13 protein-coding genes are annotated in these 14,618 nt (G+C 62.4%); 1 reads left to right on the forward strand and 12 read right to left on the reverse strand.

Translation table 11 applies throughout. The annotated features are described in order from the left end of the window. Window positions 1-506: 506 nt before the first annotated feature. Both GMST_RS20440 and malQ read right to left on the reverse strand, forming a co-directional pair. Window positions 507-1,790, reverse strand: a complete 1,284-nt coding sequence (locus tag GMST_RS20440; RefSeq protein ID WP_183356567.1) for an O-acetylhomoserine aminocarboxypropyltransferase/cysteine synthase family protein — start codon at window positions 1,788-1,790, stop codon at window positions 507-509. Between the two features lie 104 nt (window positions 1,791-1,894). Further along, entirely contained in the window at window positions 1,895-3,391 is a 1,497-nt protein-coding gene (gene malQ / locus GMST_RS20445) for a 4-alpha-glucanotransferase (RefSeq protein ID WP_183356618.1), read from the reverse strand. Between the two features lie 231 nt (window positions 3,392-3,622). Here malQ and GMST_RS20450 point away from each other — a divergent pair, with 231 nt between their 5' ends. Next, window positions 3,623-3,787, forward strand: coding sequence for a hypothetical protein (locus GMST_RS20450; protein WP_183356568.1), 165 nt, complete (start codon window positions 3,623-3,625; stop codon window positions 3,785-3,787). Between the two features lie 17 nt (window positions 3,788-3,804). Here the strand turns inward: GMST_RS20450 and ftsH are convergent, their stop codons facing one another. The 10 genes from ftsH to GMST_RS20500 form a co-directional block, all read right to left on the reverse strand. Beyond that, on the reverse strand, window positions 3,805-5,652 hold the full coding sequence (gene ftsH / locus GMST_RS20455; RefSeq protein WP_183356569.1) for an ATP-dependent zinc metalloprotease FtsH: 1,848 nt from the start codon (window positions 5,650-5,652) through the stop codon (window positions 3,805-3,807). A gap of 226 nt (window positions 5,653-5,878) precedes the next feature. Further along, entirely contained in the window at window positions 5,879-6,754 is an 876-nt protein-coding gene (gene cas6 / locus GMST_RS20460) for a CRISPR system precrRNA processing endoribonuclease RAMP protein Cas6 (RefSeq protein WP_183356570.1), read from the reverse strand. 234 nt (window positions 6,755-6,988) lie between these two features. Further along, on the reverse strand, window positions 6,989-7,954 hold the full coding sequence (locus GMST_RS20465; RefSeq protein ID WP_183356571.1) for a Tim44 domain-containing protein: 966 nt from the start codon (window positions 7,952-7,954) through the stop codon (window positions 6,989-6,991). Window positions 7,955-8,006: 52 nt separating this feature from the next. Further along, window positions 8,007-8,810, reverse strand: coding sequence for an HD domain-containing protein (locus GMST_RS20470; protein WP_183356572.1), 804 nt, complete (start codon window positions 8,808-8,810; stop codon window positions 8,007-8,009). After that, window positions 8,803-9,177 (reverse strand): PilZ domain-containing protein, encoded by a 375-nt coding sequence (locus GMST_RS20475; protein ID WP_183356573.1) that lies wholly within the window; start codon window positions 9,175-9,177, stop codon window positions 8,803-8,805. Before GMST_RS20475 ends, GMST_RS20470 begins: the two co-directional genes overlap by 8 nt. 75 nt (window positions 9,178-9,252) lie before the next feature. Next, window positions 9,253-10,536 carry a class II fructose-bisphosphate aldolase gene (locus GMST_RS20480; protein WP_183356574.1) on the reverse strand — a complete coding sequence of 428 codons (1,284 nt, stop codon included), beginning with the start codon at window positions 10,534-10,536 and terminating at the stop codon, window positions 9,253-9,255. Between the two features lie 87 nt (window positions 10,537-10,623). Further along, a complete protein-coding gene (locus GMST_RS20485; protein WP_183356575.1) occupies window positions 10,624-11,559 on the reverse strand; it encodes a DUF4140 domain-containing protein in 936 nt (311 codons plus the stop codon). Window positions 11,560-11,650: 91 nt separating this feature from the next. After that, window positions 11,651-12,133, reverse strand: a complete 483-nt coding sequence (locus tag GMST_RS20490; protein WP_183356576.1) for an FKBP-type peptidyl-prolyl cis-trans isomerase — start codon at window positions 12,131-12,133, stop codon at window positions 11,651-11,653. A 136-nt stretch (window positions 12,134-12,269) separates the two neighbouring features. After that, window positions 12,270-13,511: a DUF1015 domain-containing protein gene (locus GMST_RS20495; protein ID WP_183356577.1), complete on the reverse strand. Its 1,242-nt coding sequence runs from the start codon at window positions 13,509-13,511 to the stop codon at window positions 12,270-12,272. Between the two features lie 174 nt (window positions 13,512-13,685). Next, window positions 13,686-14,528, reverse strand: a complete 843-nt coding sequence (locus GMST_RS20500; protein ID WP_183356578.1) for an NlpC/P60 family protein — start codon at window positions 14,526-14,528, stop codon at window positions 13,686-13,688. Window positions 14,529-14,618: the final 90 nt, after the last annotated feature.

Raw genomic sequence — 14,618 nt, forward strand, 5'->3', positions numbered from 1 at the left:
GGTCGATCCGTGAAGGGATCAGGCCAGGGCAGTTATTGAGTTGTCGGAGAGCCGTGCTGCGAAGTCCCACTTTATAGCAGAGGAGTTTTTCACTGTCAATGCTTTTTTGTGGAACGCTGCGGTGCGTCGTGTTTCGAAAGCGCCCCGTTCGTCAGCGGATGGTGGTTATAACAAAGCTCGCCCGAGGCGTCAACGGGTTTATCATTTCTTTTTTCCAACAATGCCAAAGGAACAAGGAAAGCAGGGGGTTAGGTGGTGAAAAAAGTTCGCTGGATGCGCGGCCGGGCAGACAGCTGACGAAAAAATCAACCACTTACAAGAACCACATCCCGGAGGCCTGCCATTCTGCAGCTGCCCCCCCTCACCTCTACCCCTCTCCCGGAGGCGAGGGGGGTTTTCTCTCGAGGAGCGCGCGTTGATGATAGGACCGCAGGGCAGAAAAACGAGAAGAGCTGCCACCCTTTGCGGGATGGCAGCTCTTCGGCACAGCAATCTTGTATCGGCCGCTAGGCCTGTGCAGCTTTAAGGGCCTGGTCGAGGTCGGCGATGATGTCTTTCACATCTTCAATACCTACCGACAGCCTGATGAAGTCCTGGCTTACGCCGGTGGAGAGCTGCTCTTCTGCGGAAAGCTGCTGGTGGGTCGTCGAGGCCGGGTGGATGACGAGGCTCTTGGCGTCACCGATGTTTGCCAGGTGCGACAGGAGCTTCACACTGTCGATGAACTTCTTGCCGGCCTCGAGGCCGCCTTTAATACCGAAGCCGATGATGGCGCCGAAACCGTTCAGGTACTTCTTGGCATTGGCGTGATCCTTGTGGCTCGGCAGGCCGGGGTAGTTCACCCAGCTCACCAGCGGGTTCTGCTCGAGCCACTCGGCAACCTTCTGGGCGTTCTCGACGTGGCGCTGCATCCTGACGTGCAGGGTCTCGATCCCCTGGATGATCTGGAAGGCGTTGAACGGAGAGATGCAGGCACCCATGTCGCGCAGCAGTTCGACCCTCATCTTGATGATATAGGAGATGTTGCCGAGCGCGTCCCAGAACTTGAGACCATGATAGGACGGGTCCGGCTCGGTGAACTCGGGGAATTTCCCGTTGTTCCAGGGGAAGGTACCGCCATCGACCACGCAGCCCCCGATGCTGGTGCCGTGGCCCCCGAGGAATTTGGTGAGCGAGTAGACCACGATGTCGGCGCCGTGCTGAAGCGGCTTGAAGACAAACGGAGTCGCAGCGGTGTTGTCCACGATGTACGGGATGCCGGCGTCGTGGGCCACCTTGGCAATCGCCTCGAAGTCGTCGACGTTGTTCTTCGGATTGCCGATCGCCTCGCTGTAAACCAGGCGGGTATTTTCGTCGATCGCCTTACGGATGTTCTCGGGATCGGAAGAATCCACGAACTTGACCGTGATCCCCAGCTTGGGAAGGGTGTAGTGGAACAGGTTGTAGGTCCCGCCGTAGAGGTAGCTCGTGGAGATGATGTTCTGGCCGGCGCTGGCGATGTTCAAGACGGCGTAGGTGGTAGCGGCCTGACCGGAAGCGACGGCGAGAGCTGCGACGCCACCATCGAGCTCGGCGACACGTTTCTCGAGGACGTCGGTCGTCGGATTCATAAGGCGTGTGTAGATGTTGCCGAATTCCTTCAACCCGAAGAGGTTTGCAGCGTGCTCAGAGCTTTTGAAGACGTACGAGGAGGTCTGATAAATAGGTACTGCTCGTGACAGCGTCGTAGGATCAACAGTCTGACCAGCGTGCAGTGCGAGGGTGTCAAAGCCATAGGTAGAGTCTGCCATGTGTGTTCTCCCGTCCTTTAGACATCACTTTGGTAAAGAAAAGCCGTTTTAAACCTATACGAAATTCTATCAGCACTGTCAAGAAATTACTGGAAGGTTTCCCCCTACCCTACGAAGTCAGGCAACCTGCCATAAAGTTCGGTAATATGTGCGAGTTTGCTGGCAAGGCGCCCCGAGAAGGCATCGGGAGAACAGCGCCAGCTCCAGTTACCCGCCGCCTGGCCGGGCACGTTCATGCGCGCGGTACTCGGCAGTTCCAGCAGATCTTGCATGGGGATGATGGCGTAATCGGCTACCGAGGCCAGGGCGCATTTGATCATCTGCCAGACGATGTCGCCTTTGTCCCGGTCCAGATAGCTGAGCAGCGCCTTTTGCTCCTTTGCCTTGAGGGATTCAAACCAGCCGAGCGTGGTGTCGTTGTCGTGGGTACCGGTGTAGGCGACACACGATCTGACATGGTTGTGTGGCAGGTACGGGTTCTCGGGGCCCGAACCGAAGGCGAACTGCAGGATCTTCATGCCGGGGAAACCGAACTGGTCACGCAAGGCCTCGACCTCCGCAGTGATGATCCCGAGGTCTTCAGCGATAATGGGGAGGTTGCCCAAGGCGTAGCACAAGGTGTTGAAAAGCGCCTCGCCCGGCCCCTTGACCCAGCGCCCGTTGACGGCTGTCTTCGCCCAGACCGGCACCTCCCAGAACGCCTCGAAGCCGCGGAAGTGGTCGATCCGCACCATGTCGTACAGGGAGAGGTCGTTGCGCAAGCGCGCCACCCACCAGGCGTATCCTTCGGCAGCCATGCGGTCCCAGTTGTAGAGGGGGTTGCCCCAAAGCTGGCCGGTCTTGCTGAAATAGTCGGGAGGTACCCCCGCGACGACGATCGGTACCCCCTTCTCGTCCAGGTGAAACAGCTGCGGGTTTGCCCAGACATCGGCGGAGTCAAACGCCACGAAAATTGGGAGATCGCCGATAATTGATATTCCAAGCACGTTGGCGTAGCTCTTCAGTTTTTTCCACTGGCGGGTGAATTGCCACTGTTGATACTTCTGTTCCCCGATCGCGACCCCCAACTTTTCGCTCCAGCTCGCCAGGGCTTCCGGCTCGCGTAGAGCAATAGGCTCAGGCCAGGCATTCCAGCTTTCCCCCTTGAAATGTTCCTTCAGCGCCATGAACAGGGCGAAGTCATGGAGCCAGAAGGTCGTGTCGCAGAACTGCCAGAACTCTTCCTTGCGCCGCTGCGGGGCGGACTCAAAAAACCTCGCAGCCGCCACCTTCAGCAATCCGCTCTTGTAGAGCGTCGTGGCCCCGTAGTCGACATGGTCGCCGGGAGGATCTGCCTGCAGGCCCTGCGGCGTCAGGTCACCGTCATCGACGATGGCCTCGAAATTGATGAGCAGCGGGTTGCCGGCAAACGCGGAATAGCAGGAGTAAGGGGAGTTTCCATAGGCGGTGGGGCCGAGGGGGAGGATCTGCCAGAGCGACTGACCCGATTTATGCAGAAAATCGACGAAACGCCGGGCCTCTTCTCCAAAGGACCCGATGCCACCGGTACCCGGCAGCGACGAGGGGTGCAGCAGCACCCCGCTCTTTCTCTTTCTCACTATGAACACCTCAATTGGTAAAGTAGCGGCGGCACTCGTCACAACAGCGTCACCCGACGGAAGTAATTCCCGAGAAGGTGCAGCTGCGCTCTTTGTTTAAGAGCAAAAGAGAATCAAGCCCTAAGCCAGGGATGGTCCCCCTGAGACAAAGCAGGATGAACTATGCCATAAAAAAGCTGTAATGCAAACAAAGGGGGGATTTACGGTGAGAAAGGGAGGTGCTATAGTGCCGCCATGGAAACTATCAAGACAGCAACCTTCGAAGCTCTTCTAGAGCATGCGGTTCCCAATGACACGGGTGGTTATGACTTCACCTTGGATGGGGAAATCTTCCAGATCAAGGACACCCTGGAGATTTCCGCGATCGCGACCAGAAAGGGCTACATCATCATCTACTAAAGCGGGCCTCGCCAGGTTCAGGCACTGGCGAGAATCGCGTCCACCCGGACGCCGTCCAGGGTCTCCTCATCGAGCAACGCGGCAGCCAGGGCATCGAGTTTCTCGCGGTTCAGCGAGACGAGTTCCTGCGCCCGCGCTTCCGCCTGTCGGATCAGCGACGCGATCTCCTGATCGATCTGCCAGGCCATCTCTTCTGAAAACGTTTTCTCCTCCGCCAGCTTCATTCCAAGAAACGGATGTTCTTCCCCGCGGTGGAAGGTCATCGGACCGATTTTCTCACTCATCCCCCACTGGCAGACCATCTTCTCGGCGAGGTCCGTGACGTACTTCAGGTCGCTTTGCGCCCCCGACGAGATGTCGTGGAACACTTCTTTTTCGGCGACCCTTCCCCCGAGCGCCACACAGAGGCGGTTGACCAGGTAGTTGCGCGGGTAGTGGTAACGGTCATCTTCGGGGAGTTGCTGGGTCACCCCCAAAGCGCGCCCCCTAGGGAGGATGGTCACCTTGTGCACCGGATCGGTGCTCGGCAGAAGACGTGCCACCAGGGCGTGCCCCGCCTCATGGTAGGCCGTGATGCGCTTCTCGTCATCCGAGATCACCATGTGACGTTCGCCGCCCATCAGGATCTTGTCCTTGGCGCGTTCCAGGTGTTCCAGGGTCACGACCATGACGTTGTCCCGCGCCGCGAGGATGGCAGCCTCGTTCACCAGCCCTTCCAGGTCCGCACCGGTCATCCCGGGAGTTCCCTTGGCGATCACCGCCAGATCCACATCCGGCGCCAGCGGCATCTTGCGGGTATGCACCCGGAGGATCTTCTCGCGGTCGCGCCAGTCGGGGCGCTCGATCACGACGTTGCGGTCGAAACGCCCCGGACGCAGCAGGGCGGGATCGAGGACGTCGGGCCGGTTGGTGGCCGAGATCACCACCAGTTCGGTGTGCGGGTCGAAGCCGTCCATTTCGGAAAGCAACTGGTTCAGGGTCTGCTCGCGTTCGTCGTGGCCGCCGCCGAAACCGGCGCCTCGACTGCGCCCCACCGCATCCAGCTCGTCGATGAAGATGATGCTGGGGAGGACCTTGCGGGCGCTGGCAAAGAGATCGCGGACCCTGCTGGCGCCGACCCCGACGAACATCTCGATGAAGGCTGAAGCCGAAATCGAGAAAAACGGTACTCCCGCCTCACCCGCCACAGCCCGGGCCAAGAGCGTCTTCCCGGTTCCCGGCGGCCCCACCAGGAGCACCCCCTTGGGGACCTTTCCGCCTATCTGTTTGAACTTGCCCGGCTCTTTCAGGTACTCGACCACCTCGCGCAGTTCCTGCTTCGCCTCTTCCATCCCCGCAACATCGGCAAAGGTGACGTTGATGTGCTCCGAGGTGTAGGTCTTCGCGCCGGAACGGGAAAAGCTCCCCATCATGGCGCCGGGGCCCTGACTCTTCATCCCTCTCATGATGAACCACCAGACCCCCAGGATGAGCAGCCAGGGGAGCAGGTAGATGAAGATGTTGCCCGCGGTGGAGCCGTCGACCGGCAGGACCTGGACGTCGACCTTGCGTGCCTGCAATTCCGGGAGGAGGGTGGGATCACCAAAGGAGGGGATGTTGCTGTTGAAGAAGGCAGTGTCGACCGGACCGCCCTTTTGCCCCGCAGGTTGCGGGATTGCGATCTTGGTGCGGAACTCCCCACGCAGGTTGCTGCCGCGCAGGGTGACTTTCTTGACATTTCCGGCGGTCAACTCATCACGAAAGCGGGAATAGCTGATATCGGCACCACGCTCGGCGGACTGCTTGATATAGGAACCATAGAAAGCATCGAGCAACAGGACCAGCAGACCGGTAACCAGCAACGGTCTCCAGATTGACTTCCCCATGAGAAGCTCCTCAGCGAGTGAGTGACCGCTAACACAGGGGAAGTCTAACCGAGAAAGGGCGCAATACAAGGCAGGAGGGCTCAAGGGAGCCGGCAGCGGCAGGAAGCCTTTTTTATCATGAGACGCCGGGCGGCAGGTTCTGATGAGAAAAGCGAGGCCGCTTCAAGCAGGGTAATGGAAATTTCAGGGGGAGCACGTGTGACCGTCCAGATCGGTACCGCTCAGGCTAGCGCTCGAGCTGGAACCGGCCGAAGCCGAACGAGGCGCCTTTGCCGAGGTGGGTGGCGGTTCCCAGCTGCAGCAGCAGGTGGAACGGCTCCAGATCGCCGGCGAAGGTAACACTGCCGATCAGACCGGCGGGGCGCCCGCCCCAGATGTCGAGGCGGCAGTCGGAACCCACGGTCCGGATCGTGCCCGCGGCCTGGGAGAGCCACCGGTAGTCGAGTGGGAGCTCAACCCCTTCGTAGTAGTAGGCAAGCGACGAGACACGACGCATCAGGGCCCGGGTCAGTTCGGCAAAGCTGAAACGGCGCACGAGCCTCCCTTCGTGGGTGAGCTTGAGCGGCGTGACGAAGCGCACCGTCACCCGGTCCGGCGGCAGCGGCCCCGACGCGCTGGGATCAAGGGCGCTCAGCAGCGGGAGCGCCGGTTGGAGCCCCGCGGCCACGGCCTCGCGCCCGCCCCCCGGAGATTCGGCCTCGACCTTCAGCACGGTGGCCGGCAATCCCTCGAGCAGGATCCCCACCGCCTCCATGAAATGCGGCAGGTGATGCACGGCGCGCCCGAAGAGGGTGAGGGAACAGGCGAAACTGGAGCCGCCATTGGGGATGGGCAACAGCTGCGGGAAATGGAAGACAAAAGGAAGCGGAGGTTTTTGGTGGCGTCGCAGCGCCTCAGGGTCGCGGGCGAGGTGCTGACCGAAGATTTCGGTGTGAGGGCAGCTGTCGGAAGTACGGCATCCGGCGCAGGCGGCCCGTCCGCAGGCGAGTACACGGCGGAAAGCCGCTTCGAAGCGGGCCCGGCTCGCGTACAGCAGGTAGGGATCCTCAAGATCCTCTTCCAGCATGAATTGGAAGTGAATTTTTACGTAGTGCAGCTCCACGATGCGCTCCTCGGGAGCTTATATAACTGGTGAACGTTGTCGAAGCAAGCAAATAGCGGAAGGCGGCGTCCTGGTAGTACCTGCACCAGCTCAGCGGTCCCATTTAAAGCAACCTGCGGGGCAGCCGGACTGGGGGGCTGTGGAGTACGGAGCTATCGGCTGCGGAACTTGCGGGAGGCACAAAAAAAGTGGCCCTCCTGTCGAAGGGCCACCTGGTCGGGATGGGATCGTTTGCTACTTCTGCGTGATGGCGCTCAGCTTCCAGGGGTTGTTGCCGACCGGCCTGGTGAAGGTCCAGAACTCCTCGAACTTCACCGGATCTGTCTTGCTCCCGGCAACCACCTGCCCCGTCGTGTCGTCGGTGGTGTAGTCCAGGAGGTTTGCGTAGATGAGCGCGGTCAGGTAGTCCTGGCCACTTTCCTGCCAAGCCTCCGAGATCTCCACCGTGCGCACCGCGATGTTCTCCAGACGGTTCACCCGCTTCTCGCGCAGCAGGCGGTCCACGTCGTTTTGCAGGATCCCGCGCATCTCCTCGGTCAAAAGCCCTCTCACCCCGGAGAGATCCCGGTTCATCCAGGCCCCCTGGATCTTGAAGAACATGTCCATGACGTTGTCGTTGAAGCGCTGCTCGTCGAAGGCGGGGTCCATCTGGCGGATGTAGGCCAGGCCGTCGGCCAACTCGTCGCGCTGCGGCGCGTAGTTGAGCCCTGGGGCTTGGGACTGGTAATCGTTCATCTGGATCACCCGGCCAGGTTCCCCGTAGCTCGTGTCGCTAGCGCGTTTTTTTTTTACAAAGCGATAGATCATGTAGCCGATGCCTGCCAAGAGCAGGATCTCGAAGAGGCCGATCCCCCCGCCGCCGTAACCGCCGCCGTAGCCGCCGAACCCCATCGACCGGAACAGCATCCCGCCCAGCATCCCGCCGGCGAGGCCACCGAGGAGGCTGCCGCCGAAGCTGCGCCCGAAGGAGGGCTGCTGGTAAGGCTGTTGGTAGGGTTGCTGCGAGGGTTGGGAAGGGGCGTACTGGCGCGACGGCGACATCTGGGAAGGAGGCGCCACCGGCCGGGAGTAGCTCCGCGACCCCCTGCTGCCGATCGACCCGCCGCCACCAACCCGGGCCTCGGCCCCCTGCTGCACCACGAGCAGCGCCGCAACTGCAAGAGCCGCAACCATCGCCCACGTTCTCACTATTCTGCTCATCACGTTCTCCTCACTGTCGTCTGTCTCGGAAATTGCCGCACACGTCATTGTATCAGGTAGCCGAATTCGCCGCCAACCGGTCTTCGAGGTAACCCTGCACCCGGTCCACGATGCCGCGCACCACGGCATCGTCGGGGAGCGTGGCGGCCAGTTGCGGCACCAGAGACCGCTCTTTAATGAGCTTGTGCGTTGTCACGAAGTTAATATCATAAACCCAGGAGAGTTGCAGCAGTTTAAAATCGTTGAGACTTTTCAGCATGGTGAGTTCGACCATCCGCCCCGCCTCTACCGCCTTGAGAACCTCGTCCGAACAGTAGGGGAGATCGGGAAACCCGAGCCCGGCCGCGGAGGCACGCTCCCCCTCGGGGGCGAAGAAGTAGTCGATGAAGACGCGCCAGATGTCGATCTTATCGGCGTCGCGGACCAGACGCAGCAGGTCCTCGGTTGCCGCAGGGAGCCCGGCGGGAATCTGGAAGACGTTGTGCAGGCGGACCGCGAAGTAGACGCTGTCGCGCTCCTCCTTGGGGAGAAAGTCGAGCAGGGAGCTCTGTTTGAGGACTTGGGCGGAGAGATGGGCGTGGTTCACCGACTCGCTGTCCAGGAAGGTGCGGTACTCCCGGTACTGCGGAAAGCGGCCCAGGTCGTGACACAACGCCGCCACCTGGGCCAGCATCTGGCGTCGCTCTCCCCCCTCGGCGGCAATGAGCCGGGCCGCCTCGCAGACCTTGCGGGTGTGCAGCTCCTTCAGATCGAAGTTGCGCTGCACCTCCGGATCGGCGCTGCGAAAGGACCGGCAGTAGGCCCCGAACCAGGCGGTAAGCGAAACCAGGTCGGTGACCTCCGAGCTGTCAAACATGGTGGCTCTTGGCAGCGGCAAATGCGGCGAACTCGGCCATCACCTTCGACTCGTCCCCCCCCTGGTACGAGATCACGCTGCGCAGGTGGGCGAAGGATTCAACGTCCATTTTCTCGAAGATGCAGCCGATCCCCCCCGGCATGCTGCGCGCCACGCTGCCGCTTACGTTGATGACGACGGGATCCTCGGTGTCGGTGAGATAGATGGTGACCTCCACCGGCGCCCCGATGGGGATCTGCTGGTCGGTCTCCAGGTAGAGGCCGTGCAGGCTCAGGTCCCGCACCTCGCCCTTTAACACCACGTCTTCGCTTTGTACCAGTGCCGACACCCTGAAGCCTACCCGGGAAAAACTCCGTTTTTCTTGCATGGCAAACCCCTTTCTTGCGCCGTAGTAAAAAAAGGGGGCACGGGCCCCCTTTTAGATACTACCTTATTTTGCTCATTAGTCTTCGAAGTTCCCTTCCGGCCCTTTGTCGCGGGAGATCCCTTCGGCGCGCAGCGGGAGGAGGTCCGGGGTCCACTGTGCCGGATCCTCGAGGCGCTTTCCCTTGGGCCCCAGGTCGTAGCTGCCGGCCTTGAGGATCGCCTCGATGGCCAAGGGCGCGGTGTCCTTCGAATCGAACACCTCGGTGATCAGCTTGTAGGCGAAGGCCTCGACGCGGGCCGCCATGCGCTCGCGCACCTCGCGGGGCTGCGCCATGAGCTTGTTCTCGAAGGGGAGGTTCAGGTTCTTGTAGTCGCCCTTCTTCCACCCTTTCCCCTCGGCAAAGGCCACCATCTCGGCCCAGAGCTCCTCGGTCATCCCCTCGCCCGGCACCTTGATGAAGTTCCCGTTGGCGTCGAGCTTCGCGTTGCCGTAGTCGTTCACCTCGAGACCCCAGGAGATGAACTGCAGTGCGGTGGCCACGTTGGCCTTGGTGGTGCGGGTGCGCAGGGCGATCTGGCGCAGGCGGTCGTAGCTGTTGCCGGAGGTGCCGTGCTGGGCGCCGTTCACCCCGTACTGCTGGATCGCTTCGTGGATCTGGGCGGTGAGGTCGACCTGGATGCCGGCGTCGGAGGCCTCGATGCCGTGGGTGGTGCCGTTATTGAGGGCGATCCAGTCCGGGAAGACGCTGTGCGCGTTGAGGCCGCGGATCAAAAAGAGCGCCTCGGGTACCGTGGAGAGCCCCTCCTTCCCCTTGATCTCGCCGACTTCAGTCTCAAGCCCTGCCCAGGCCGGGATGAAGCTGGAGAGCTCCAGGTTCGCGAGGAGGTTCTGCTCGTCGGGGAGGTGCGAGGCGTCGATGGCGATGGAGGTGATGCCGGCATCGAACATGCTCGGGATCTCGACCTTGGCGGACTTGATGTCCCCCTCGCCCTTGATGCCGTAGTGGTCGGCGTGGATGGCTACCGGGATGGTGACGCCGAGTTCGTTGCAGACGGCGTCGACCTGGCGGGCCATGTTCCAGTAGTTGACCGGGCAGTAGGCTTTCTGCCCCCCTTCCGACTTGGCGATCTCGATGATGACAGCGGCGTTGGCCTTCTGGGCGGCGGCGAGCACGCCGCGGATCACGAAGTGGTTCCTGCCGTTGGCTGCCAATGCGATGGCTTTACCCTTGGCATTCATGGCCCGGTCGATGACCTTGCCACTGACGATGAGTGCTTTCGAGTTGGGGAAAAGCTTCGCCACGTTGGGCGGACGACCGACCTCGAGGGCCTTCACGAAATCTGTAGCTGCAGCTGCCATATCTCCTCCTTATCACCTGGTGTAATAGCTTCATTGCAAAAAGCGTCTACGTTATAGCATCCTAATTCAGCGCTGGTCAAGCCCGCTCTACGGTGTGAGCGAAAATTCTCCGGCACCCCCCCCGGCAAAACGCCCCGAGCCGAGGTACTCGCCCCTCCAGTAGGCCGCCGCCTCGCCGGGCGGCAGGTCGGCAGCCGCACCGCTGAAGGCAAACGAGGCGGGCGGGTTCGTTCCGGCCGCGGCGCCGCTCAGGGTCAGCGCGCTGCGGGAGAGGATGGGGAACTCGCCGCGTGCGCTCCGGGCCGGATGTGCCTGGGCGAGCGTCCCGCCGGAGACCGCGTAGCTGGCGCCCTTCTCGGCCGGCGGCAGCTTGGCGTGCAGCACCAGTTCACCGGTACCGTCGCCGCCGAAGCGGAAGGCGTAGCTGGGAACCCAGCGGGTCCCGCCCATCAGATAGGAGAGACGGACCCTTTCGCCCGAGAGCCAGACCCGGGCGACGCTCGATCCTTTGCGGGCCTGGGCCAGTTCCTGCTCCAGGGCTTCCAGCGCCTTGCGGCAGCGGCGCTTGCCCCGGTACACCGACTCGAGCTGTGCCAGCGCGAACTCGGTGCCGCGGGCCAGGGAGCTCACGGGATCCGGGTTCGCCTTACTCTTGCGGGGCGCCTTGCCGCTTTGCGACTTCACTGCCGCGCTGAAGATCTCTTCCTGGCGGGAGAGCGCCTGCAGCCGGTCCTGGAGTTCGCTCACCCGCTCCTCGAGCCGTGCGATTTCCCGGGCGCGGCGTCGGTCGGCCTCGGCGGGGACCAGTTCCACCCGGAGCACACTCGCACCGGAAAGCGGCTTCACCCGCAGCGATCCCGGGCGGTACCCCTCTGGCAGCGGGCACTCCAGGTACCCTTTCGGCGCCACAAGTTCCTGCTCCACCCGGGCACCGTCCAGGTACAGGGTGACGGTTTTCTGGCCGGCCGCCGCCGGAGAGGCGAGAAAGAGCAGCAACCCACAGCAAAGCGGCATCCAGCGCATCTGGCACCTCCGGAGTGAGAAAGCGTTTCCCAGGAAACCCGAAGTGACAAATGTACCGGCTGCCGCGGCGATTGCAAGATTTTGACAGAAACTACTTTTCTACGTCGAGCAGTTCCACTTCGAAGACCAGGTTGGCGTTGGGCGGGATCACCCCGCCGGCGCCGGCCGCCCCGTACCCCAGGGAAGCGGGGATGAAGAGCTTGCGCTTCCCCCCTACCTTCATGGACATGACACCCTCGTCCCACCCCGGGATCACCTCGCCCGCCCCGATCCGGAACACGAAGGGCTGGCCGTGGTCTACCGAGCTGTCGAACTTCTTGCCGTCTTCCAGCCACCCGGTGTAGTGCACGGTTACCTTCTTGCCGGAGACCGGGGAGGCCCCCTTGCCCGGCACGAGGTCGGTGTAGGAGAGCCCCGAAGCGAGCTTCACGGTACCGGTCGCGGCCTGCGGGGCAGCCTGGGGCTCGCTCGCGGCACTCTTCTCCGGCTGCTTCGCCTCCTTCTGCGAGCAGGCCGGGATGACGATGGCCACCACGAGCAACAGGAACACGATGAACTTCTCGACATTACGCATCTGAAACATCCTCCGAACAACGTTGGTCGTTTTTTGTAAGTACTTTCAGTACCTTTGCAGCGCGCGATTGAGACAGCAAATTACATGCCACCAGGAGAGCCAGCAGCGGGTTCTGCCAAGATCGCGCAGCTGCCGGCTAGTCCAGCAGGTGGACGAAGAGGCCGCTTCTCAGCTTGGGCTCGAACCAGGTGGACTTGGGCGGCATGATCTTGTCCACGTCCGCCAGGGCCATGAGCTCCTCGATGGAGGTCGGGAAGAGCGAGAAGGCGACCGTGTACTCGCCGGAGTCGACGACCCGCTCCAGTTCGGCGACGCCGCGGATCCCGCCCACGAAGTGGATGCGCTGGTCGGTACGCGGGTTCCGGACGCCGAGTACCGGGCTCAAAAGGTTGTCCTGCAGGATCGAGACGTCCATGCTGGCGACCGGATCGTCCTCCGGGAAGCTCTCTTCGCGGGGAACCAGCTCGTACCACTTGCCGGAGAGGTACATGCCGAACTGGTGGCGCCGGGCCGGGTTGAGGGCGGCGGCGATGGGGGTCACGTCGAAGCGCTCGGCGACCCGGGCCATGAACTCGGCCACGCTGCGGCCGTTGAGATCCTTCACCACCCGGTTGTAGGGCATGATGGTCATCTCGTTGTCCGGGAAGATCACGGTGAGGAAGTAGTTGTACTCCTCGCGGCCGGTGTGGTTCGGGTTCGCCTGCCTTCTCAGCTCGCGCACCCGGCTCGCCGCGGCGCTCCTGTGGTGCCCGTCGGCCACGTACAGGGTCGGGATCGCCGCGAAGCGCTCGGTGAGCATGGCGATCTTGGCAGGGTCATCCACGAGCCACAGCGTGTGCGAGACACCGTCGCCGGTGGTGAAGTCGTAGAGCGGCTCCCCCTTGGTGACGTCGTCGATCGCCTGGGTGATGACCGCATCGTTGCGGTAGGTGTAGAAGACCGGCTCGTCGTTCGCGTTCAGCGCGTCGATGTGGCGCACCCGGTCCTCTTCCTTGTCGGCGCGGGTCAGCTCGTGCTTCTTGATGGTGCCGTCCTGGTAGTCGTCGACCCCGGCGCAGACCACGAGGCCGGTTTGGGTGATGCCGCCCATCTTCTGGCGGTAGATGTAGTAGCACTCGGCCCCGTCCTGCACGAGCACCCCTTTTTCCAGGAACGCCTTCAGGTTCTCCTCGCCGCGGGCGTAGACCTCGTCGGAGTGGATGTCCACCTGGTCCGGCAGGTCAATCTCAGGCCGCGAGATGTGCAGAAAGCTCACCGGGTTGCCGGCGGCCATGCCGCGGGCCTCGGCGGTGTTCATGACGTCGTAGGGGAGAGCAGCCACCTTCTCTGCCAGCTCCTTGGTGGGGCGCACCCCTTTGAAAGGTTTGATAAATGCCATGCGTGCTCCAATCTTCGTTTTTAATGCCGTGCTACCGGAACCTCGCGGTGCCGGGCCAAACCTGGTGTGGTCGAATTCTCCGGGCTGCCGTGCAGTAAAGATATCAGCCAAGAAAGGGGACAGCCGGGGGGAGAGGCACCTGGCGGAGCCATTCCCAAAACCGGCGCCCTTAGGCTAGAAGTAACGTTTGGCCCCGACGAAGCGCCTCAGGAAGTACGCGTCGTCCATGGTGGAGACCTTGATGTCGTCGCCGCGCCGCGGGGCGTGCACGAAACGGCCGTTCCCCACGAAGATCCCGACGTGGTTGATCTCCTCGGGGGAACTCCCGAAGAAGACCAGGTCGCCGTCTTTCAGCTCTTCCTTGGCCACCACGTCCCCCACCTTGAACTGGTCGCGCGAGGTGCGCGGGATGTTCACGCCGCAGAGGTTGTAGACCGCACGGACGAAGCCGCTGCAGTCCATGCCGTCCACCACGGTGTCCCCGCCCCAGCGGTAGGGGATCCCCACGAAGCGCTCGGCGGTCCGGGCGGCGATCGCCCCCATGTCGCTGCGGTCGCGGCGCGCCTCGGCCGCGGGCTCCGGTTTCCGGGTCGGAGGAGCGGGGACGGCTGCGACAGCCGGGGGACGGGACGGCTTCTTGAGCGAAGGGGCCGGCGCCCTCTCGAGGACCGGCTCACGCATGGTGGTCGGAACGACCGGCCGGGGAGGCGCTATGAAGTACGAGGAGATGACCCGCTCCTTCACCAGCCGGCGCGCGGTGCTGCTCGCGTCCTCGCGGCGGATGAAGTCGCCGAAGCGCACGGCGTAGATGCCGTTTTCGCGCTTGAAGTAGAAGGCCTCGATTCCCTTGTCCTGGAGCTTGCGGGCGAGCCGTTCGGCGTTTTTCACCTCGGAGAAGGCCCCGACCTGGATGGTGAAGCCGACGTCCTTGAGCCCGGCGCGCTGCGCGGCACACCCCGTGGCGACCGAGGCGAGGAAAAATATACATCCGGCAAAAAAACTTACATAGTTGGGCATTACCTGAATTCCTTTACTACCGGTACCGCATGTGGGCATGACAACGTAAATCTGTTCCAGGTACGTGCTGCGTGTGGGGCGAAGATGCCG

The sequence above is a fragment of the Geomonas silvestris genome (assembly GCF_014193515.1).
Classification (GTDB): domain Bacteria; phylum Desulfobacterota; class Desulfuromonadia; order Geobacterales; family Geobacteraceae; genus Geomonas; species Geomonas silvestris.